At 68.5% G+C, this 22154-nt stretch carries 19 protein-coding genes; 7 read left to right on the top strand and 12 right to left on the bottom strand.

Annotated features, from left to right (window positions below; translation table 11 throughout):
* Nucleotides 1–24 precede the first annotated feature (24 nt).
* From MNR01_RS07530 to MNR01_RS07520, 3 genes are read left to right on the top strand one after another with little or no spacing between them, the layout of a single operon-like run.
* Nucleotides 25–1779 (top strand): lysophospholipid acyltransferase family protein, encoded by a 1755-nt coding sequence (locus tag MNR01_RS07530; protein ID WP_241920296.1) that lies wholly within the window; start codon nt 25–27, stop codon nt 1777–1779.
* Nucleotides 1776–2600 (top strand): UDP-2,3-diacylglucosamine diphosphatase, encoded by an 825-nt coding sequence (locus tag MNR01_RS07525; RefSeq protein WP_241920295.1) that lies wholly within the window; start codon nt 1776–1778, stop codon nt 2598–2600. The genes MNR01_RS07530 and MNR01_RS07525 overlap by 4 nt, the downstream gene beginning before the upstream one ends.
* A gap of 60 nt (nt 2601–2660) precedes the next feature.
* Nucleotides 2661–3788, top strand: coding sequence for a metal-dependent hydrolase (locus tag MNR01_RS07520; protein ID WP_241920294.1), 1128 nt, complete (start codon nt 2661–2663; stop codon nt 3786–3788).
* A 155-nt stretch (nt 3789–3943) separates the two neighbouring features.
* Here MNR01_RS07520 and MNR01_RS07515 read toward each other — a convergent pair whose 3' ends face one another.
* From MNR01_RS07515 to MNR01_RS07475, 9 genes are all read right to left on the bottom strand, one after another.
* A complete protein-coding gene (locus MNR01_RS07515; protein WP_241920293.1) occupies nt 3944–4255 on the bottom strand; it encodes a hypothetical protein in 312 nt (103 codons plus the stop codon).
* Between the two features lie 230 nt (nt 4256–4485).
* Entirely contained in the window at nt 4486–5319 is an 834-nt protein-coding gene (locus tag MNR01_RS07510) for a class I SAM-dependent methyltransferase (RefSeq protein ID WP_241920292.1), read from the bottom strand.
* Between the two features lie 39 nt (nt 5320–5358).
* On the bottom strand, nt 5359–6372 hold the full coding sequence (dusB, locus tag MNR01_RS07505; protein ID WP_241920291.1) for a tRNA dihydrouridine synthase DusB: 1014 nt from the start codon (nt 6370–6372) through the stop codon (nt 5359–5361).
* Between the two features lie 61 nt (nt 6373–6433).
* Nucleotides 6434–7462, bottom strand: coding sequence for a PepSY-associated TM helix domain-containing protein (locus MNR01_RS07500; RefSeq protein ID WP_241920290.1), 1029 nt, complete (start codon nt 7460–7462; stop codon nt 6434–6436).
* A gap of 67 nt (nt 7463–7529) precedes the next feature.
* The gene (locus MNR01_RS07495) at nt 7530–9662 is read right to left on the bottom strand and encodes a TonB-dependent receptor (protein ID WP_241920289.1); all 2133 of its coding nucleotides are present in this window, start codon (nt 9660–9662) and stop codon (nt 7530–7532) included.
* Between the two features lie 157 nt (nt 9663–9819).
* Complete coding sequence (locus MNR01_RS07490) at nt 9820–10797, bottom strand: ribokinase (protein ID WP_241920288.1); 978 nt, start codon at nt 10795–10797, stop codon at nt 9820–9822.
* 13 nt (nt 10798–10810) lie between these two features.
* Nucleotides 10811–12106, bottom strand: a complete 1296-nt coding sequence (locus tag MNR01_RS07485) for a nucleoside transporter C-terminal domain-containing protein (RefSeq protein WP_241920287.1) — start codon at nt 12104–12106, stop codon at nt 10811–10813.
* A 127-nt stretch (nt 12107–12233) separates the two neighbouring features.
* Nucleotides 12234–13370, bottom strand: a complete 1137-nt coding sequence (locus MNR01_RS07480) for a GGDEF domain-containing protein (protein WP_241920286.1) — start codon at nt 13368–13370, stop codon at nt 12234–12236.
* A gap of 94 nt (nt 13371–13464) precedes the next feature.
* On the bottom strand, nt 13465–14058 hold the full coding sequence (locus MNR01_RS07475) for a TMEM165/GDT1 family protein (protein ID WP_241920285.1): 594 nt from the start codon (nt 14056–14058) through the stop codon (nt 13465–13467).
* 379 nt (nt 14059–14437) lie between these two features.
* On the opposite strand from MNR01_RS07475, the gene MNR01_RS07470 reads away from it, so the two are divergent.
* From MNR01_RS07470 to MNR01_RS07455, 4 genes are all read left to right on the top strand, one after another.
* Nucleotides 14438–15409 (top strand): aldo/keto reductase, encoded by a 972-nt coding sequence (locus MNR01_RS07470; RefSeq protein WP_241920284.1) that lies wholly within the window; start codon nt 14438–14440, stop codon nt 15407–15409.
* Between the two features lie 139 nt (nt 15410–15548).
* Nucleotides 15549–15713 carry a hemin uptake protein HemP gene (locus tag MNR01_RS07465; protein ID WP_241920560.1) on the top strand — a complete coding sequence of 55 codons (165 nt, stop codon included), beginning with the start codon at nt 15549–15551 and terminating at the stop codon, nt 15711–15713.
* Between the two features lie 198 nt (nt 15714–15911).
* A complete protein-coding gene (locus MNR01_RS07460) occupies nt 15912–18206 on the top strand; it encodes a TonB-dependent hemoglobin/transferrin/lactoferrin family receptor (protein ID WP_241920283.1) in 2295 nt (764 codons plus the stop codon).
* Between the two features lie 49 nt (nt 18207–18255).
* Nucleotides 18256–19197 (top strand): DUF6607 family protein, encoded by a 942-nt coding sequence (locus MNR01_RS07455; protein WP_345779037.1) that lies wholly within the window; start codon nt 18256–18258, stop codon nt 19195–19197.
* A 57-nt stretch (nt 19198–19254) separates the two neighbouring features.
* Here MNR01_RS07455 and MNR01_RS07450 read toward each other — a convergent pair whose 3' ends face one another.
* From MNR01_RS07450 to MNR01_RS07440, 3 genes are read right to left on the bottom strand one after another with little or no spacing between them, the layout of a single operon-like run.
* A complete protein-coding gene (locus MNR01_RS07450) occupies nt 19255–20469 on the bottom strand; it encodes a PDZ domain-containing protein (RefSeq protein ID WP_241920282.1) in 1215 nt (404 codons plus the stop codon).
* A 29-nt stretch (nt 20470–20498) separates the two neighbouring features.
* Entirely contained in the window at nt 20499–21407 is a 909-nt protein-coding gene (locus MNR01_RS07445; protein WP_241920281.1) for a hypothetical protein, read from the bottom strand.
* Nucleotides 21400–22068 (bottom strand): RNA polymerase sigma factor, encoded by a 669-nt coding sequence (locus tag MNR01_RS07440; RefSeq protein ID WP_241920280.1) that lies wholly within the window; start codon nt 22066–22068, stop codon nt 21400–21402. Before MNR01_RS07440 ends, MNR01_RS07445 begins: the two co-directional genes overlap by 8 nt.
* Nucleotides 22069–22154: the final 86 nt, after the last annotated feature.

The raw sequence follows: 22154 nt of genomic DNA, 5'->3' as shown, positions 1-22154 counted from the left end.
CGTCGGGGCGAGCCGTGACCTCCGATGCCGCTCGAGCGCCGCCTGCAGGAACGCTTTCCGCACTGGTTCAATGGCCGCCGTGCGTCGATCGCGCGGCCGTTGCTGCGCACGCTCGGGCGCTGGTCGCGGTTCGACCAGATCGCGGCCTTCCTGCACGCCAACGGCCACCTGCGCGATTTTGATTTCGTCCGCGCCGGCCTGGACCACCTGCAGGTCCGCTATCTGGCCGATCCGCTGGAAATCTCGCGCATCCCGGCCAGCGGCCGCCTGCTGATCGTCGCCAACCACCCTTCCGGGGCGATCGATGCACTGGCGCTGCTGGACCTGGTCGGGCGCGTGCGCCACGACGTGAAGATCGTCGCCAACGACCTGCTGTCGGCGCTGGAGCCGCTGTCGGGACTGCTGCTGCCGGTGCGCATCCTGGGCGGCCGGCCGAGCCCGGCGAGCCTGCAAGCGATCGACGACGCGCTCAAGGGCGAACAGTGCGTGATCGTCTTCCCCGCCGGCGAAGTCGCCCGGCTGGGCCTGAACGGCGTGACCGACGGACGCTGGCGCCGCGGCTTCCTGCGCTTCGCCCGCGCCAGCGGCGCGCCGGTGCTGCCGGTGCGGATCGAGGCCCGCAACTCGGCGCTGTTCTACGGAGCATCGGCGCTGTTCAAGCCAGTCGGCACGGCACTGCTGGCGCGCGAGATGTTTGCCCGCCGCGCGCATCGCGTCTCGCTGCGCATCGGAACGCCGCTGACGCTGGCGCCTGACGGCGATCCTGAGCGGCTGCTGCGCCAGGTGAGGCACGAGCTCTTCGCGCTCGGCCACGGCCATCGCCGCAGCGCGGTCGAGCTGGCAAGCGCGATCGCGGCACCGGGCAGCCCCGAGCCGCTGATCGAAGCGATCGAGCCGCGTCTGGTGCGTGCCGGCGTGGAGTCGCTGCAGCTGCTTGGACGCACGCTCGACGGCAAGCAGATCCGTTGCGGGCGCCTGGCCGCCGGTTCGGCGCTGCTGCAGGAGATAGGGCGCCTGCGCGAGGTCACCTTCCGCGCGGTCGGCGAGGGCACCGGCCAGCGCCTCGACGTCGACCTCTACGACAGCTGGTACGACCATATCGTGCTGTGGGATGACGAGGCCGGGCGCATCGCCGGTGCCTACCGCGTCGCCCGCGGCGCCACCGTGCTGGCCGAACGCGGCCTGGCCGGGCTCTACACCGCCTCGCTGTTCCGCTACGCCGACGACGCCATTCCGCGCATCGCCCAGGGCATGGAGCTCGGCCGCAGTTTCGTCACCCCGGACTACTGGGGCAGCCGCAGCATCGACTACCTGTGGCAGGGCATCGGCGCCTACCTGGCCCGTCACCGCAACGTGCGCTACCTGTTCGGGCCGGTGTCCATCAGCGCGGCATTGCCCGAACAGGCGCGCGAACAGATCGTCGCCTACTACGCGCGCTATTACGGTTGCGGCCACGCTGACGCGGTGTCGAAGCAGCCGTTTGCCTACCGGGCCGCGCCACCGCAGTTCGATGCCGTCGACGCCGCCACCGCTTTCCGCGTGCTCAGGGCCAATCTCGACGCGCTCGGCGCGACCCTGCCGATGCTTTACAAGCAGTACACCGACCTGTGCGAACCCGGGGGTGCGCGCTTCCTGGCGTTCGGGGTCGATCCGGCCTTCAGCGATGCGGTCGATGGCCTGATCGAGGTCGACCTGCAACTGCTGCGACCGAAGAAGCGCGAGCGCTACCTCGGCGGCCATTGCCCCGCGGCCCCCGCCATGACGGAAGCTGGCGGATGACACCGGCGCCGACCGCGCTGCCTTTGCGCCGCCGCGCGGTCTTCGTGTCCGATGTCCACCTGGGTTCCAAACACTGCCATGCCGCCGAGTTCGCCGACTTCCTGGGCGGGCTTCGTTGCGACCGGCTGTACCTGGTCGGTGACATCGTCGACCTGTGGTGGATGGCGCAGCGCCGGCCGAGCTGGGGCAGTGCCCACAACCGCGTGATCGAAGCGCTGCATGCCCTGCGCCGCGCCGGCACCGAGCTGGTGTACGTGCCGGGCAACCACGACCGTCCGATCCGCCGCTTCTGCGGCCTGACATTGCCGCGCATGACCGTGCGCCGCCGCGCGATCCATGTCACCGCCGACGGCCGCCGCCTGCTGGTCACCCACGGTGACGACTACGACGGCGTGACCCATTTCGGTGGCCTGCAGGAAAGATTCGGCGACTGGCTCTACTACCGCATCCTCACCGGCAACCAGTGGCTCAACCGCGTGCGCCGCCACTTCGGCCAGCGCTACTGGTCGTTGTCGGAATTCCTGAAGCGGCAAAGCGGCGCCGCCGAGCGCTACATCGAACGTTTCGTGCAGGCGGGCCTGGACGACGCCGCGCGGCGGGGGCTCGATGGCGTGATCTGCGGCCACATCCATCGCGCCGGGCTGTTCGAGCGCGATGGGCGGCTGTACGCCAACGATGGCGACTGGGTCGAGAGCCTGACGGCGCTGGCCGAGGACCCCGACGGCACCCTGCGCCTGCTGTCGCACACCGGCGAGACGCTGGCGGTGTGCGCGCCGTTGCCGCAGCCGCTGGCGCAACCGGAGCAGCCGCGCGCTGCCTGACTGGCCGTGACGCGACCGGTGACACGGCTGCGCCGCGCGGACCGCTGCTAGCATCGGCGGATGGACTCACTGACCCAGATCGTGCTCGGCGCGGCCATCGCGGCCGCCATCGCACCGCCCCAACACCGGCGCGCCGCGCTGCTGGTCGGAGCGGCACTGGGCACCTTGCCCGACCTCGACGTGCTGCCGGTGAACCTGCTGACCAGCGATCCGGTCGAGCGCATGACCTGGCACCGCAGCCTGAGTCACTCGTTGCTGGTGCTGCCGTTCGTCGCTTGGGCGATCTGGGCCTGGTTCCGCGGGCGCGGCGGTCGCGTGGCGCAAGCACCGCGCCGCTGGTTCTGGGCGATCGCGCTTGCGTTGACCACGCATCCGCTGCTGGACGCGTTCACCGTCTACGGCACGCAACTGCTCTGGCCGCTGCCGTTCAGGCCGGTGATGTGGTCGAGCGTGTTCATCATCGATCCGCTGTACACGATCTGGCTGCTGCTGGCATGCGTCATCGCCTGGTGCTGGCGCGAGCGGCCGATCGTGCAGCCGGCGCTGCTGGCGGGACTGGCGCTGAGCACGGCCTACCTCGGGGCGTCCCTGTGGGCCAAGCAGCAGGTCGAGCACGAGGCCGAGCGCGCGCTGGCCGCCCACAACCTCGAGAACGCGCCGCGCTTCTCCGTGCCGATGCCATTCAACATCCTGCTGTGGCGGGTGGTGGCGATGACGCCGGAAGGATTTGTCGAAGGCGAGCGCTCGCTGGTGGCAGACAGTGGGCCGATGCACCTGCGCGAATACCCGTCAGACGTGCAGGCGCTGGCCCAGGTCTTCGACTATCCCAGCGTGCAGCGCCTGAACTGGTTCAATCGCGGATTCATGAAAGCGCAGGAGCGCGAAGGCCGACTGGTGCTGTCGGACCTGCGCATGGGCGCCGAACCCGACTACAGCTTCCGCTTCGCCGTCGCACGGCGGGAAGGCGATGCCTGGCAGGAGATGCCTCCCGAGCAGCTGCAATGGCCATGGCAGGCCAGTCGCAGGCTCGGTGCGATGTGGAAGCGGATCTGGAATGCGCCCGTGAACGAAGCCGATGTCGCCGGCGCGGCGATGGAGCGGCCCTCGGTGAGGGCGGCGGTCGGCGAAAAGGCCGGCGCTGAAGGGGCCGGCGGTGACAGCGCAGTCGGCGCTACGGGTGGACGCTGATCAAACCACCAGGGCCGCGTGACACGCACACGGCCCTTAAGTGGAAGATGACGTCATTGGCTGTCCACCTCGGGACTTGCCGACCCGGATCCCCTTGAGGGGACCCCGTGGTACCTGGAACGGGAATTCAGACGGTGAGGCTCAGACCTTGAGAGTCAGAGAGCGCCCTTGAAATCGCGCTTCACCTGGACGAGGTAAACGCGTCCCTGCTTGTCGGTGAGCGCAACGGCCTCGCCATTCATCAACTGGCGATAGTTCTCCTGGCCAATGGCATCCACGAATTTCTCAAGTGCCCGGTCGTAGGTATAGGTGTATTCCGCGAATGCAGTGCGGTTGCCGAGGATCATCTGGACCTTGCGCTCGCTCAGCCCACTGATCTGGGACAGGTCGCGTACGGGGTCTTCGTCGGCCCACGCCGGCATCGATGCCGCAAGCGCCAGCGCGATGAACGCAATCTTCGCTTTCATGAGTTGCCTCCTGATCGGATCGATCCACCGGGGCGTTGCGGCGGGGTCCGCGTAGGGGACGCCCCGGCATGGCATAGAGTCGAACAAAGACGATGCACATTGCATCGGCCATAGGGGCCTGTGACTTTCGACCTGCACCATTCATCGCAATCACAACTGCAGCACAATCGTCATGCAATGCGCGTATGCATGCAGCGGATTGGTTTCATCGGAAATCGATGAACGTCGCGTCAATACACGGTCGCGCGCGCCTGTACGAAGGCATAGAAGAAGACAGCGTTCGGATCGTTCTGCACCTGGTGCATCTCCCGGCGCATGCCATCGACGATGTCGGTCGTCACGCGCTGCGCTGCAATCAACTGGTCGGCAGCCGACAGCAGCAGCTCTTCCCAGAACGCGATCATGGTCTTGCGTCGCGCCGGTTCGCGGTTGTCGAAGTAGAACGTCTTGACCTCGGTGGAGACATCGCGGAAACCACCGGCGAGCAGCAGGTTGCCCAGCTTGGCGCCGACGAACGGGTCGCCGCCGCTCTCGTACTGGAAATCGTTGAACGCCATCCAGTAGCGCCAGACGTTGGGCGAATACGGGTCCAGCAGGAACGAGGAGTTCATCACTTCGGTGATGTACACCGGCGCACCCGGAGCCAGTACGCGCCGTACTTCGTTGAGCACGCGCGCCGGCGAGGGCACGTGCTCGAGCACCCAGCACAGGAAGGCGGCGTCGAAGCTGCGCGGCTCGAACGGCAGATTGGTGGCATCGGCCAGGTGCAGGTCGTATCGACCTTCGAGCCACGACATCGAACCCAGGTTGACACGGGCGGCACCGAGCTGGGCTTCGTTGAGATCGACGCAGGTTGCGTGCAGGTCCGGGAAACGGCGCAGCAGGATTTCGGTCTGCGCGCCGACGCCACTGCCGATCTCCAGCAGACGGCGCACGCCGCTGTAGTCGATGTCGTGGAAGATCGTCGATTCGGCCAGCCGCGCCTGTTTCATCAGGCGTGCCTGCTCGGTCTGCGAAAACCCGTGCAGGTACGGAAACTCAGTGGCGCTGGATGACTCGCTCATGTGGCCTCCAATGGTCGACCAGGCCGCCGCGTGCATGCCTCAGGCGGCGGCCGGGAGCTCCGGGGTGACGCCCGCGATCAGGGCATCGAAGTACTCGCCGGTCAGGTGCAGTTGCGCCTGGGCAGTTTCAGCGCGGTTGACCACGGCACGGAAGGCCTGGTTCTCCGGACGATCCCTGGCGTACCAGCCCAGGTGCTTGCGGGCGATGCGCACGCCGGACACCTCGCCGTAGAACTCGTGCAGGTGTTGCAGGTGGCCGATGAGCACATCGCGCACTTCCTGCACGCTCGGCTCGGGCAGCAGTTCACCGCTGGCGAGGTAATGCGCGATCTCGCGGAAGATCCATGGCCGGCCCTGCGCGGCACGGCCGACCAGCACCGCGTCGCAGCCGGTACGTGCGAGCACTTCTGCGGCCTTCTGCGGCGAATCGACGTCGCCGTTGGCGAATACCGGGATCGACAGCGCCGCCTTCACTTCGGCGATGGTGTCGTACTCGGCGGTGCCGGTGTACTGCTGGTCGCGGGTGCGGCCGTGCACGGCAAGCGCGGCGATGCCGGCGCTCTGCGCGACTTTTGCTATGGCCAGCGCATTGCGCTGGTCGGCGGCCCAGCCAGTGCGGATCTTCAGTGTCACCGGTACATCGACGGCGCCGACGACGGCATCGAGGATGCGCGCGACCAGTGCCTCGTCGCGCATCAGCGCCGAGCCGGCCCAGGCATTGCAGACCTTCTTGGCCGGGCAGCCCATGTTGATGTCGATGATCTGTGCGCCGTGGTCGACGTTGTAGCGCGCCGCCTCGGCCATCACCTCGGGCACGGTGCCGGCGATCTGCACGCTGATCGGTGCGGGCTCACCGTCGTGGTCCATGCGGTGTCGCGATTTGGCGGTGTTCCAGAAGCGCGGATCGGAAGTGGTCATTTCCGACACGCACAGCCCCGCGCCCAGGCGCTTGCTCAGCACCCGGAACGGTTTGTCGGTGACGCCGGCCATGGGCGCCAGGATGACCCTGGGCGCAATCTGGTAGGGGCCGATATGGAAGGACGTGTCCGCCATGACGGACATTGTAGCGGGCCCTCCTCCCTGCGCCGCAGGCGCCAAGGAGTGGGAGAAGGCCTCAGCGACGCCCGCGCCGGCGCCGCCAGAACAGGAATCCGGTCACCAGCAGGAACGTGGGCAGCAAGCCAACCACCGCCGTCGCCCACTTCATCACGGCGCCGCCGACCGCCCCGACATGCAGCGGAAAGATCGCCTGGCTCATGCGCATGCCCAGCCGGTTGGCGGTGGCATCGTTCACCTGCAGCACGCCCGCGCCGGCTTTCGCGATCGCAATCGTGCTGCGCCCGACCGGGTGCCACTCGCCCTCGGCACGTGCGCGGAACGAGACCGCGCCGTCATTGGCCTTTGGCACCGACACCCGGCTCAGGCGTGCGCGCGGCAACGCGGCATCGGCCTGGCCCAGCACGCGCGGCCAGTCGACCGCGCCGTCACCGGCGAGCTTGGGCGGCTTGGCCGTGTCACCGCCGAATGCGCCCACCAGCACCGACTGGAACCCCTTCGAATACACCATGCCGACGCCGGTCAGCGTCGCCAGCAACAGAAGCGGAAAGAGCAATGCGCCACTGCTGCGATGCCAGCTCAGCCAGCGCCGTACCGGTGGGCCCGGGTGCATCGTCAGGTGCGCCAGCCATTGCCCGCGTCGTGGCCACCACAGGTACAGCCCGGTCAGGATCAGGCCCAGCGCGATCCAGCCGAAGACCCCGAGCACTTCCTCGCCGGTTTCGCCGGCGAGCAGATGGGTGTGCCAGTCGTGCAGCCACATCAGCACGTCGTCCTCGTGGCTGCGGTAGAGCAGCAGCGCGCCGTCTTCCGGTGCGAAGTAGGCGCGGTGCCCGTCCTCGAAGTATCCCTGCCAGACCGGCAGGTCGCCGTGCGGAAGGTCTAGCGAGCGCAACCCCTCGGGCTGCCAGCGCTCGACCAGCCCGGCCAGCACGCGACCGTCGGCGACGGGAGCGTGCTGCGCCAGCTGCGGGTGCTGCAGGCGCAACAGGTCGTTGTGGAACACCAGCACGGTGCCGGTCAGCGCCACCAGCGCGAACACGACGCCGACGCTGAGGCCGACCCACAGGTGCAGCCACGACAGCACCGCGCGGAGGCGGCGGGAAGCCGTCCGGGGAGCATGTCGTGGCGCGTTGCCGGTCATCAGGTCGTGCTCAGAACCGGTTGGCCCAGCTCAGGGTCAGCACGCGGCCGCGACCGGCGACATAAGTGTCGTTGCGCGGCGTGCTCTGCGAGTAGTAGGTGACGTACTGCTCGCCGAACAGGTTCTCGATGCCGACGTTGAGCTGGCCCAGCGGTAGCTGGAATCGGGTCTGCAGGTCGACCGTGGTGTAACCGTCGAACTGTGCGACCTCGACGCCGCGCAGGTCGAACTCGCGATCGAGCGACTGGCTGGCCTGCAGGCGCGTGGCGATGCCCGGCGTCCAGTCCTGGTCCCAGAAGGCGGTGATGCGGTCGGGGCTGACGTTGATGCCGGGCAGGTCGCTGTCGACGCGATCGTCGCCGTTGCTGTCGTAGCGACCGTCGGTTTGCGCGTAGCCCAGGCCGATGCGCGTCGCCTCGCTGAACTGCCAGGCGACATTGGCCTCGATGCCTTCGATCTCCGTGCGCTCGCGCACGACGTTGTAGCTCTGGCTGCCCGGGTCGAAGGCCAGTCGAGATCCGAGATCGGAATCGGACTGGTAGATGGCCATGTGTGCGAGCCAGCGGCCGTCGTCGTAGTCGATGCCGATTTCCTGGTTGTCGGCGATCACCGGCGACAGGTCGACCAGCGTATCGACGCGCTGGCCCGGCGTGCTGATGCCGCGCAGGACGCGGCCGATGTCGGCGACGCTGTAACCTTCCGAGTACGAGGCGTAGAGCTTCAGCGCGTCGGTGACTTCCCAGACCGCGCCGAAGTTGGGCAGCACTTCGCTGGTGGTCGGCGAGCCGCCCTCGACGAACTGGCCGCCGTTGTTGCTCGGGATGGTGGTGAAGTCGCCGACCTTCAGCTTGCCGCGCTCGTAGCGCAGTCCGCCGCTGAGCATCACGCGGTCGGCGACCCACCACTCGGCCTGCACGAACGGCGACACCGATTCGTAGGTGGTCTTCGGCACCCAGTCGAGGCCGCTGACGACCAGTTCCTGATGGGTGGTGTCGCGGGCCAGGTCGAGGCCGGTGGTCACGCGCAGGCGCAGGCCGAACAGGTCGCCGCGCGACCAGCTGAACTTGCCGCCCAGCTTCTCGGACACGTTCTGCGACTGGTCGAACCAGTGCAGTTCGCGGCCGTCTCCCCAGAAGTTGCCCCAGTCGGTGCCGCCGTACAACGCTTCGAAGTCGACCCAGTACAGCTGCGCCTGGAAGTAGCCGCCGGCCATGGCCTTGTCGGTGTAGTCGAGGTTCAACGAGGTCGAGCGGTTGCGCGGGCCTTCGCCTTCCTTCTCGCCGCGGATCGAAGTGGCGAGCTGGCCGGTGGCGATGTTGCCGTTGACGGTGGCGTAGTCGTTGTTGCCCTGCAGCTCGTAGTGGTTGACGGTGAGCTGCAGGCGCTGCTCCTCGTTGAGGTTCCAGCCGCCCTTGGCGAACAGGTTCCACGACTGCGCGTCCATCAGGTCGCCCTGGACGTCATTGACCGCGATCGCATCACCATCGCCGTCGTAGTAAAGGCCTTCGCTGGCATAGGAAGCACCGCCGACGAAATCGAACGCACCGCCGCGCGTACCGAACACGTACGAGCCGCGGTAGCCGGTGCTGTCGCTCTCGTGCGGCAGGGCGCTGCTGGCGGCGACGTTGACGTCCTGGAAGGTTTCGCCGTCCTGGCGCGGCGCGCGCTTGGTGATGATGTTGATGATGCCGCCCGAAGCGCCCAGGCCCTGCAGCGCGTTGGCGCCGTGGATGACTTCGATGCGCTCGATCATGGCCGGGTCGATGGTGTGGCCGTCACGGCCGCCTTCGCGCAGCGGCGTCGACTGCGGCACGCCGTCGACCAGGTACAGCGGCTTGCGGCCGCGCAGGGTCTCGCCGCCGTTGGTCAGCTTCTGCCGCGAGGGCGAGAACGACGGTATCAGGTTGGCCAGCACCTGCGAGATGTCCTGGGTCAGCGCCAGCTGCTGCTGCAGCTGTTTCTGGTCGATCACGGTGATGGTGTTGGGCAGGGCGGCATCGGAATCGGGGATGCGGCTGGTGCTTGCCGACACGGTGACGCGGTCGATGTCGGTGGCGCTGTCGGCGGGTGCATCGGCTGCCTGGGCAACGGGCGCGGCAAGTGCGGCCAGCAGGGCGCTGGCGAGGAGGTGGCGACGGAGCATGGGGGATCCGGACTGCGAGTCAGTCGCGTATGGTAATGCGAACCATTCTCGTTTTACAGGCCGAATCTGGCGGATTTGCCCGACTGGCCCGATTTCAGGTTGGATTTGGGCCCGATATGTCCGCCGAACTGGCCCCGAACATGCCGCCGACCGGCCCTCAGGCGGCGCCGAAGCGCGCCCGGAGCTCGGCTTCGTGGGGCATGGCCGCGGCAGCGCCCGCGCGTTCGGTCGACAGTCCGGCGTAGCGGTTGGCGAAGTGCACGTGATCGGCGAAGGCGGCAGCGCCACGACGCGCCAGCGAGGCGGCGAGGGCGCCATTGAAGGCATCGCCGGCACCGGTGGTGTCGACCGGCTGCACCGGCGCTGCAGCGAGGCGGTAGTGGCTGCGCGCGTCGTTGTGCAGTGACTGGTCCGCATGCGAGACGAAACACCCTGCCGCGCCAAGGGTGATCACTACCGTGCCGTGTGGCAGCAAGCGCCGGCACATGGCGTGCAGCGTGGCGTCGTCCTGCGCGGCGAGGGTGCTGGCATCGACCTGCTCGCCGACATGGCGGGCGAGCTGCGCGCAGAACTCGGTTTCATTCGGCGTCACCACATCGGCCAATGCCAACAGCGATGCCGGCGCCTGCGCATCGGCCGGCGCCGGATTGAGCATGGTCGGAACGGCGGCGGCGCGCGCTGCGGCGAATGCCGATTCGATCGCCGCGACCGGGGACTCCAGCTGCGCGAGCACGACCTGCGCGGTGGTGATCGTCTGTGCTTGCGCGCCAACGAAGTCCACGGACAGTTCGGCGTTGGCGCCGGCCCCGATGACGATCGAATTGCGGCCCGCCTCGTCGACATAGATGCCTGCCGTACCGGTAGGGGCATGGCTGGGCAGGTCGTGCAGGTCGATGTCGTCGGCGACGGCCAGCGCGTGCGCCAGCTGGCCACCGAGGTCGTCACCGAGCGCGCAGATGAAACTGGTCCTGGCGCCGGCGCGCGCGGCGGCAGTGGCCTGGTTGAAGCCCTTGCCGCCGGGCCCGGTCCGGTAGTGCCCGCTGAGGGTCTCACCGGGCCGCGGCAGCGTCGCCACCGTCCAGACGTGGTCGACGTTGAACGATCCGACCACCACCACGCGCGCGCTGTCGCTCATGCGTCGGCCGGGCTCAGCTGAAGTACGTGAGCACGCCGGCGATGGTCGCGGTCATGAAGGTCGCGATCGAGCCACCGAGCACCGCGCGCAGGCCGAAGCGGGCCAGGTCCTGGCGACGTTCCGGCGCGAGTCCGCCGATGCCGCCGATCTGGATCGCGATCGAGCTGAAGTTGGCGAAGCCGCACAGCGCATAGGTCGCGACCAGGCGGCCCTGTTCGCTGAGGGTGACGCCGGCCACCTTGCCGTTGACGATGTCGGCCAGCTGCAGGTAGGCGACGAACTCGTTGATCACCACCTTCTGACCGATCAGGCTGCCAACGATCGGCGCATCCGCCCACGGCGTGCCGATCACCCAGGCCAGCGGTGCCAGCACGTAGCCGAAGATCGTCGCCAGGTCGGTCGGCTTGCCGATCGCCGCGGCAATGCCGGTGACATCGCCCAGCCAGGTCAGCGGCCAGTTGATGAGTGCGATCAGGGCGATGAAGGCCAGCAGCATCGCGCCGATATTCAGCGCCAGGCGCAGGCCGTCGCCGGCACCGGCAGCGGCTGCGTCGATGATGTTGGCGGTGTTCTTTTCCACTTCCATCTTGACCGTGCCGCGGGTCAGCGGCTCGCCGGTCTCGGGCACCAGGATCTTGGCGATCACCAGCGTCGCCGGTGCGGCCATGATCGACGCGGCGAGCAGATGCTTGGCGTAGAACGCCTGCTGCTCCGGATCGCCACCGCCGAGCATGCCGACGTAGGCGGCGAGCACGCCGCCGGCGATGTGGGCCATGCCGCCGATCATCATCGTGATCAGCTCCGACTCGGTCATCTTCGGGATGTACGGGCGCACGGTCAGCGGCGCCTCGGTCTGGCCGATGAACACGCTGGCGCACACGCTGGTGGTTTCCGCGCCCGACACGCGCATGACCTTGGTGATCGCCCAGGCCATCGCCCGCACGATCGCCTGCATCACGCCCAGGTGGTAGAGCACGCCCATCAGGGCAGCGAAGAAGATGATCGTCGGCAGCACCTGGAAGGCGAAGATGAAGCCGTAGGTCGAGGTGTCCATGAGGCTGCCGAAGATGAACTTCGAGCCTTCGCCGACGAAGCTGAGCACCTTCACGAAGCCGTGGCCGATGGCGTTGAACGCCTCGCGGCCACCGGGCATCAGCAGCACGACGGCGGCAAATGCGATCTGCAGCGACACGCCGGTGACGACGAGTTTCCAGTCGACCCGGCGCTTGTTGATGGAGAACAACCAGGCAATGCCGATCAGTACCGCCAGGCCAAACAGGCCAAATGCCACCCGCGCAATTGCTTCCACTCAGTTCTCCCCATGCAACCGGCAGCCGGCAGCGCGTCGTTGTTGTTGTAGGCACGCCGCAGCGGCGGCGCGGCGTAGTTTACCCCGGCCCCCTCTCCCACTGTGGGAGAGGGGCGCAGGCGTGGGCTCAGCCGTCCCGCGCCACGACCTTGTTGCGCCCCTGCAGCTTGGCCAGCTGCAACCGGCTGTCGGCGCGGCGCAGCAGCCGCGACAGGTCCGAGCCCTCGTGCGGGAAGCCCGCCAGGCCGGCGCTGAAGCTCAGCGGCATCGAGTCGGCGCCGCGCTCGGGCTCGAACGGGCGTTCGCCCAGGGCGCGCCGGATCGCGTCCACCCGCTCCCAGGCGGTGCCAATGGGTTTGCGCAGCAGCAGCACGAACTCCTCGCCGCCGATCCGCACCAGCCATTCGCCCGGTTCGGCCAGCTCGCGCAGCACGGCCACGACGTGGCGAAGGGCGCGGTCGCCGGCATGGTGGCCGTGGGCGTCGTTGATGCGCTTGAAGTGGTCCAGGTCGATCAGCGCCAGGGTCAGGCTGTCGCCATCGTGGCGGACGCTGTCGAACAGGCGCGGCACCCGGTGCAGCAGCCAGGTGCGGTTGGGCAGGCGGGTCAGGCCGTCGGTGCCCGACAGCTCGACCAGGCGCTGCATGCGGTAGACCACCATCGCCGTGATCAGGGTGAACATCATCAGCAGCACCAGCCGCTGGACCTGGCTGCCGGGGGTCACCGAGCCGTAATCGCTCGACAGCAGCTGCTCCGGCGAGCTGGCCAGGGCGAACACCGCCAGCACCAGCAGGCCGTACTGGACGATCGCCAGGGCGCCGGCGAACAGGGCAATGCGGCCGTCGCTGCGCAGCGCCGTCAGCAGGATGGCCAGGATGTAGCCGCACCACACGATCAGGCTGTTGAGCCCGGCCGGCAGGTGGTTGTAGGCCAGCGCGACCAGCACCAGCGTGGTTGCGGTGACGTCGAAGGCAGACGAGGCGAAGGGCAGCCAGCGGAACAGGCGGCGGCGGCGCGCCAGCGACAGCCACAGCTGGGCGAAGATGTTGACGAACAGGGCACCGCCGAGGCCGATCATCGTCTCGTTGATGCTGCCGCCGCCGAGCGCGTTGGCCAGCGGCAACAGCAGCAGCATCGCCGCGATGGCCGCGCGCAGGCGCGCCACCAGCAGTTCGCCGCCGGCGCCGATCTCGAGCATGATTTCGTCGGGTCGCGCCAGCAGCGAAGTGACGACCTCGCGGACCCTACCGCCGGTGATGTGCACCCCAGTCCCCTTTGATGCCCGCGCCGAGCATAGCGCGGCACGGGCCCGGGGGAGCCAGCCTGGCGGCGCCCGGCGGAGTTCCGACTCCGATCTGTTACCCCAGCCCGCGCACCGCAACCCAGGCGCCCAGCGCCAGGAACACCACCGCGGCGACCGTGCGGGCGGTCTTCAGCGGCAGGCGATCGGCCAGGCGGCTGCCGAGCAGGACCACCGGCACGTTGGCCAGGAGCATGCCCAGCGTGGTGCCGGCGACCACTTCCCAGTACGGCTGGTACTTGGCCGCCAGCAGGACGGTCGCGACCTGGGTCTTGTCGCCGATCTCGGCGAGGAAGAAGGCGATAGTGGTCGCGACGAACGCGCCGCGCGCGGGCAGGGCGCCGTCCTCGTCGTCGAGCTTGTCGGGCTTGAGCGTCCACGCCGCGACCGCGAGGAAGCTGATCGCCACCACCCAGCGCAGGACCCCGGGATTGAGCCATTGCGCGACCAGGGTGCCGAACCAGGCCGCGAGGGCATGGTTGAGCAGGGTCGCGACGAGGATGCCGGCGACGATCGGCCACGGCTTGCGGAAACGGGCCGCCAGCAGCAGCGCCAGCAACTGGGTCTTGTCGCCGATTTCGGCCAGCGCGACGGTACCGGTCGAGACGGCAGCCGCCGTCAACGGGAAGGTACCCAGTGTGAAGTGATCCATGGAGACTCCGGAGGTCGGGCTTCCGCGTGGACGCGAAAGGCAAACGCCACGCGGCCCGACCCGGCAGATGCCAGTTGCTCGCGCGACGCCTGCCTTCGGTCTTGCCCGTGGTCGCTCGCCGGCATGGGGCCGGCTGGCTGCCGCTCCTGCGCCATGGCCGTTGGGCCAAGTGTGTTGACGCAGGTCCCGGCGGATCGTCGAAGACGTCGCCGGTGGGCTACTCCCCGGAGGAGGGAATGGCGCGCATTGTACAGATGCCTGAGCAGCGAGCGCACGCCGCTAAACTGAACGCCCCGCGTAGCCCGGGCAAGGCCGCAGGCCGCACCCGGAGACCATCACGCCACCCGGATCCGATCCCCAGGTTCCCCCAGGAGTCCCCATGCAATACCGCCGCCTCGGTTCCTCCGGCCTGCAACTGTCGGCCCTGTCATTCGGTGCCTGGCTCACCTTCGGCTCGCAGATCGGCCGCTCGACCGCGCGCGACCTGGTCGCCGCCGCCTGGGACAACGGCATCAACTTCTTCGACAACGCCGAGACCTATGCCAACGGCGAGGCGGAGAAGGTGATGGGCGACGTGATCGCCGACCTGCGCCTGCCGCGCGACGGCTTCTGCGTGTCCAGCAAGGTGTTCTTCGGCGCCGTCGCCGAGCCGCGGCCGACCCAGAAGGGCCTGTCGCGCAAGCACGTCACCGATGCCTGCCACGCCGCGCTCAAGCGCCTGCGCGTGGACTACCTCGACCTCTATTACTGCCATCGCCCCGATCCGGACACGCCGATCGAGGAAACCGTGCGCGCCATGGACGCGCTGGTCAGCCAGGGCAAGGTCCTCTACTGGGGGACCTCGGAATGGACCGCGGCGCAGATCCGCGAGGCGCACAAGATCGCCCGCGCCCAGCACCTGGCCGCGCCGACGATGGAACAGCCGCAGTACAACCTGCTGCACCGCGAACGGGTCGAGCTCGAATACGCGCCGCTGTACGCGGAGGTTGGCCTCGGCACGACCACCTGGTCGCCACTGGCATCGGGCGTGCTGACCGGCAAGTACAACGCCGGCATCCCGACCGAGGCGCGGCTGGGCAGGGAAGGCCTGGGCTGGCTGCAGCGCACCGTGCTGGGCGCCGAGAACGAAGGGCGGGTGGAGCGTGCGCGCCGGTTCGTCGACCTCGCTGCGGAGCTGGGCGTGGCGCCCGCGCCGCTGGCCATCGCCTGGTGCCTGCGCAATCCGCACGTGTCGAGCGTGATCCTCGGCGCGAGCCGTCCGGAACAGCTGCTGCAGAACCTCGAGGCGCTGGAGCTGGTGCAGCGCGTGCAGGAATCCGACTGGCAACGAGTGGAAGCCGCAGTGCGCTGACCGACATGCGGCCGGGCGGGGGTGTTGACGCAGTAATGAGAATCATTATCATCACTGTCGAGTCCCCGACCGAGCCACGAACATGTCTCTGCGCCAACCGCTGCTGCAGCTCAAGCCACGTTCCGAACATTCCGCGTCCATCGCTCCGCCGTTCGCCGTGGCCGCTCCGGGCCTGACCCTGTCCGCCTCGCTGGTCGAAAGCGACGACCTCCTGCGCGGTGGCCGCGAAGTGCTGATCCGCCACGGCGACGAGGTCTATCGCCTGCGCCATACGCGCAACGACAAGCTGATCCTGACCAAGTAACCCGACCCAACCCACCGATCGGCGCGCCCCGGGAATTCCGGACGCGCCGATCGACCGCGTGCCGCCCTGGGGAGGGTGGCAACGCGAAGGCGGACTGCCAGGACGGCGGCCGCTCTCCACTCAACGTCTCTCTCCAGGGCCCGCAAGCTCGCCGCAAGAACGGCTGCCAGCACGCCTCGACATCCACTCGAGCCCGTCATGCATCCCGTTCCCAGTACCCTCGCCGTTGCCCTGATGCTGGCGCTGCCAGCCCACGCCCGTGCCGCCGACAGCGCCACGGGCGATTCGCAATCGACGACCGGTGCGGCCGTCGCCGGCGCCGCCACCGAATTCGACCGCATCGTCGTCAGCGCGACACGCACCGAGCGCGCGCTCGACGACGTGCCATCGGTGGTCACCGCCATCGACCGCGAGCAGATGGATCGCGAGCTGGTGCGCGACCTCAAGGACCTGTTCCGCTACGAGCCGGCCATCACCGTCACCACCGGCACCGGCCGCTTCGGCCTGGGCGACATCCGCATCCGCGGGCTCGGCGGCAATCGCGTGCGCATCGAGACCGACGGCATCGCCGTGCCGGACGCTTTCACGATCGGCAGCTTCTCCACCGCCAACCGCAACTTCGTCGACCTCGACACGCTCAAGCGCGTCGAAGTGGTCCGTGGCCCGGGCAGCGCGCTCTATGGCTCCGACGCACTGGGCGGCGTGGTCGCGTTCGCAACCAAGGATCCCTCCGATTACCTGGAGGCGGGCAAGGACGCCTACTTTGGTTTCAAGCTTGGTTACGAGGGCGCCGACGATGGTCTGTTCGGCGCCGCAACCGCTGCCTTCGGCGGTGATCGCTGGTCGGGACTGGTCGCGCTCAACCACCACCAGGGCCAGGAAACGGAAAACATGGGCGAGGACCGCAGCGAGGGCGCCAGCCGCACCGCTGCCAACCCGCAGGATTACGACGGCCGCAGTCTGTTGGCCAAGCTGGTGTTCGCACCGAGCGGAAACCAGCGCTTCAAGCTGACCGTCGAAGGCAACGAAGACCAGGTCGACACCGACGTGCTGAGCTCGCGCGTGCTGGCAGCGCTGCCGCCGGGATCGCCGCCGACCACCCCGCGGACCCGTACCACGTCGCTGGTCGGTGACGACAAGCAGACGCGCGCGCGCGTCTCGTTCGCGCATGAAGTCGATTCGATCGATTCGGCGCTCGTCGATTCGCTGCAGTGGCAGGTCTATCGCCAGGACAGCGAGACCACGCAGAAGACATACGAGCTGCGCGAGACCGTCAGCAGCACCGGCCGCGTGACCAATCCGACCCGCCGCGAACGCGAGTTCAACTTCGACCAGCGCCTGGTCGGCGCCGAAGCGGTGCTGCACAAGGATTTCGCCACTGGCAGCGTCGAGCACAGCCTGACCTACGGCTTCGAGTACACCTACACCGACTTCAAGCAGAAGCGCGACGGCCGCTCCATCAACCTGACCACCGGCGCAATCAGCAACTCGATACTGCCCGACGTGTTTCCGGTCCGCGACTTCCCGACCAGCACCACCACCCAGACCGCGCTCTACGTCCAGGACGAGATCTCCTTCGCCGATGGCGACTTCCGCCTGATCCCGGCACTGCGCGTGGACCACTTCGACCTCGACTCCGAGATCGATCCGATCTACGCCGCCGACAACCCGGGCCTGGCGGTGGTCGACATGACCGAAACCAGCGTCTCGCCCAAGCTCGGCGCGGTCTGGCACTTCACCCGGGACTGGTCCGTGTTCGGCGGTTACCAGCCCGGTTTCCGCGCACCGCCGTACAACGACGTCAACCTGGGCTTCACCAACCTGCAGTTCGGCTACACCGCCATTCCCAACCCGGACCTCAAGCCGGAAACCAGCGACGGCGTCGAGTTCGGCGTGCGCTTCTCCAATGAGGCCGTGTTCGCGGAGTTCTCCACCTACTACAACCGCTACGACGACTTCATCGAGTCGTTGCGCGACACCGGCACGAATGCGCAGGGGCTGATCGTGTTCCAGTCGCAGAACATCGCCAACGCCGAGATCCATGGCGCCGAAGCACGCGCCGGCGTCGACCTGGGCGCGCTGGCCGAGGGGCTCGCGGGGTGGTCGTTGCGTGGATCGGCGGCCTGGTCGAAGGGCGAGGACCGCGACACCGGCATCCCGTTGGATTCGGTCGATCCGCTGCGGGCATCGCTGGGCATCGCCTACGACCGCGACACCTGGGGCGTCGAACTGGCGGGCCGATTCGCCGGTCGCGACGACGAGCTGCCGGTCGCCGGTCGATTCGAAACCCCGGGCTATGGCGTGTTCGACCTGCTCGGCCACTGGGCATTTGCACCGGGCGCGGAGTTCAACGCCGGCGTGTTCAACCTCGCCGACCGCAAGTACTGGGAGACGGGGACCATCGCCGGCATCCAGTCGGCCACCAGCACCGTGCTCGACAGGTACACCAGCCCCGGCCGCAACGTCGGCGTCAGCCTGAGCGTGAGCTGGTGATGCAGCCAGCCTTCGCCCCAATTCCATTCATCGTCACCAAGAGCCAGCCATGAACATGCGCCCGCACCTGCTTCTGCTTTCCCTACTTTCCGTCGTGCCGGTGCAGGCCGTCGCCGCACCCGCCACAACCGATGCCGCCCGCGACCGCGCTTCGATCCTGGCGATGAAGGGCGAGTACATCGTCGACTTCGCCTTCGATGAAACCGTGCTGCTGCAGCCGGGTTACGAGCGTCATCCGGCGATGCGCAGCGGCGGCAACGAGGTCGTGATCGTGGTCGAGGACACGCCGACCAAGGTCGTGTTGCAGCACATCCTGGTGGACGAGAAGAGCGGTCACGTGACCAAGCACTGGCGCCAGGACTGGACGTATGAAGCGGCCACCCGCTTCGAGTTCACCGCCGACCAGACCTGGCAGGTGCGTCCGGTCGCGGCCGGGCTGACGCGTGGTGCCTGGACCCAGTGCGTGTACGAGGTCAGCGATGCGCCGCGCTACTGCGGCACTGGCGCTTGGACGTACGACAATGGTGTGGCGACCTGGACGAGTGACCTGAGCTGGCGTCCGCTGCCGCGTCGCGAGTACACCAAGCGCAGCGACTACAACGCCATCAGTGCGGTCAATCGCCATACGCTCACGCCGATGGGTTGGACGCACGAGCAGTTCAACACCAAGGTGTTGCGCAAGCCTGACGGTTCGCAGGTCGAGCTGGCCCGTGAGTTCGGTTTCAATGACTACCAGAAGACGACGGAGGTCGATTTCGCTCCGGCCTACAAGTACTGGGATGCGACCAGGGGTTACTGGGCGAAGGTTCGCGCTCGCTGGGACGGTTTCCTCGGCAAGGCGCCGGGAGTGCACCTGAAGACGAAGATCGACGGGATGGCGATGATCATGCCGCTGTTCGAGCAGGCTTCCCAGCTGGAGGAGGGCAAGAAGGTCGGCGATGCGAAGATCGATGCGGTGTTCAACAAGTGGGTCGAGCCGGCGTCGATGTGATGCGCTCTTGTTGAGCCTCTCCGGAAAGACGGCGCCCGTGTGGCGCCGTCTTCTTTTTCAGAGCACCGAGAGGGGTGGTGTCGGTGGTGCAGGTGCCACGGGCGGTGCGGGCGGTGCCGGCATTTCCAGGGCTTGTGGTGGTGCCGGCGGCGCGGGAGCCGCGGGCGCCTTGGGTGCGATCGGCGGCTTCGGTGGTGCCGGCGGGGCCGGCGGTACTGGCAGGCGCAACATCGCGGTCTTGGGCACGGTGATCTGCGCCGATGCACTCTTGCGGTCTCGCAGGTAGGTCACGCCGACCTTGCTGTCGGCCGGCTTGTCGCGCAACGCCATCATCGCTTCGCGCGGTGTCCTGACGTCCTTGCCGTCGATGCGCTGGATCACGTCGCCGGCCTGCAGGCCAGCCAGCTCCGGTCCGGTGCTGACCACCAGCACGCCGTGGTCGGTGCCGAAGTAGCGGCCCAGCTGGCCGTCGACCGTGGCCAGGTTCAGGCCGCTCCAGCGGAAGGCTTCGGCCAGCATCGGCAGGCGGCAGTCGTCGCCTTTGCAGTCGCCCATCGGGCCGAGCCGGACGATCTCGGTGCGCACTTCCGGCGAGACGATAGGCAAGGGCCGCGGCTGGGCGCCGTCGCGCGCCGCCGACCAGACGATGGTGTCCTCCATGGATTCGCCGCGGCCGGTGAACTGGGCGCCGGTGCCGTCGCGCATGATCCACACGCGCTCGCCGATCTGCGGCGTGACTTTGGCCGACGCGGTCTTGCCGCCGCGCTCGTAGCCGATCGTCACCGCCGACATCGTGTCCAGGTCGCCCAGCTGTTCGCGAGCGCTCGCCAGGCGCTGCTCGCTGTCCTTGCCGACGAGCGCCTTGCCATTGATGGTGGTCAGCAGATCGCCACTGCGCAGTCCGGCCTTGGACGCCGCGCTGTCGGGCGTGACGGCGGCGATGCGCACGCCTGACTTCGTCTCCGGTGCCAGCACGACCCCGATCACCGGGCGCTGCTCGAATCGGCGCTCGTAGGCCATCTGCCTGGCGACGTCGAATTCACCGGAGAGTTCGGCCACGCGCTTGGCGGCCTGCCTGAGATCCTCGCGTGCTGCCGCCAGCTCGCGCGCCTTGCTGGCGTCGGCCGTGGTGGTGGTCGCGGTCTGGGCGGCGGCGACGAACGCGAACAGCAAGCCGATCGATGCCGCCAGCAGGGTCACCCTGGGAAGTTTCTTCGCCGGTGCGCCCGCGCGTTTGCTGGACCGGGGTGTCGCGGAATGGTTGGAGGTCATGGCCTGGGGTCCTGCAATGGAAGGAAAGATCAGTCGACGTTGACCAGGGCACCGTCGTAGCGCTCGCCACGGGTGACCAGCCAGCGCTGGGTGGTTTCGATGCCGGCCAGCTCGCGCATGGCCTCGACGCGCTGCTGCCACAGGCCGACGCGATCGCTGTCGGCCAGTCCCGGCTGCGACAACGACGCATCGATGCGGCCGATGCGCTCGTCCAGCTCGACGCCCAGTGCAGCGCCGCTCGCCGAAGAGACGCGTTCGTCGCGGGCGAGGGTCACCAGCGCTTCCAGTTGCGCCGATTCGGTCTGCAGCGCCTGGATCGCCACGGCACCGTCGGCGAGCGAGGTGGCCGACGGCGCCGTCGTCGCGGTGTCCTGCCCGGCTGCAATCGCGGGTGCCGGCGGCGTGGTGCCGGCATCGGCGACGCGGGTGCCGTTGTCACTGCGTGCGGGGAGCGGCGATGCCACCGGTGCCGGCTTGCGCGTCGGCATGCCTACCGGCTTGCGCCGCGCCGCGGTGCGCTCTGGTGCCTTCGTCGTTGCGACCACGGCCGGCGAGGTGGCCGAAGGCGCGATCACCGACGGCGCATCGCTTGCTGCCGGCGTCGGTGCGGACCTCGAAGGCGACGGCGCGTGCGTGGTGTCGTCGGCGACGCGGGTCGCGCCGGATTGCACCGGTGCTTCGCCCTGGCGCAGCAGCGGGATCAATGCCACTGCCGACACGGCCGCAGCCACGGCCAGCCACACCGGCCAGCGCGCACGTCGGCGAGCAGCGGTGTGCGGACGCGCAGCCGAATGCACGGCGGGGCCGGTGGCGGCGTCATCCAGCGCGCGCGTCAGTCGCTGCCAGCCATCGTTGCCGGGCGATTCCAGCGGCAGTGCGGCAAAGGCCTGGTTCCAGTCACCAGGCGTCGCGATGCGGGGGCGGTCGGTGTCAGGCATGTGCCTTCTCCTGGTTCATTCCACTTTGATCGGGTTCGAGCAGTTCACGCAGGCGGCGACCGCCGCGTGCCAGCTGCGATTTGGAGAAGCTCGGCGTGCGTTGCATCAGCGCCGCGATCTCTTCGTGCGTGTAGCCCTCGGCGTGGTAAAGCCAGAGCACGCTGCGGGTGGTGGTGGGCAAGCGGGCGAGGGCGCGTCCCAGTGCCGCGGCGTCGGCCGCCGCGGTCGGCAGTGGGCCCGGGTCCATCACCAGGTCATCGCCTTCCAGTGGCACGTCGTGGAGGTGCCGGCGCTGGCTGCGCAACCGCATCAGCGCCTCGTTGACCGCGATCTGCCGCAGCCAGCCCCAGAACGGACTGCCGTTGCCGCGGAACTCGCCGAGCTTGCCGTAGACCTTGAGCATGGTTTCCTGCAGCACTTCCGACGCCTCGTCGCGATCGCCCGCGTGACCGCCGCCGAGGATCCGCAGCGCCAGGTTGAACACCGGGCGCTCGAACCAGCGGTAGATCTGCTCGAACGCCGGGCGGTCGCCGGCCCGCGCCCGCGCCAGCAGCGCATCGGGCACATCGATGGCGAAACTGCTGCGTGGGCCAGCCGCCGCCGGGGGCGCAGTGGCGGTGGCGGTCGCGCTGGCGCTGGTGGGATAGGGGTTCAGTGGCATGTCACTGGTCTGGATGCAGCTACCGGCCAAACCGTCGCAGCCGGTCGCCGCCGACCTCTTGGCCCGGGGCTGTGGGCCTATACTCG

It is taken from the genome of Lysobacter sp. S4-A87 (assembly GCF_022637455.1).
Classification (GTDB): Bacteria; Pseudomonadota; Gammaproteobacteria; order Xanthomonadales; family Xanthomonadaceae; genus Lysobacter_J.
The sequence above is the reverse complement of the archived record's forward strand: the minus strand, read 5'-3'. Positions and strand labels throughout refer to the sequence as shown.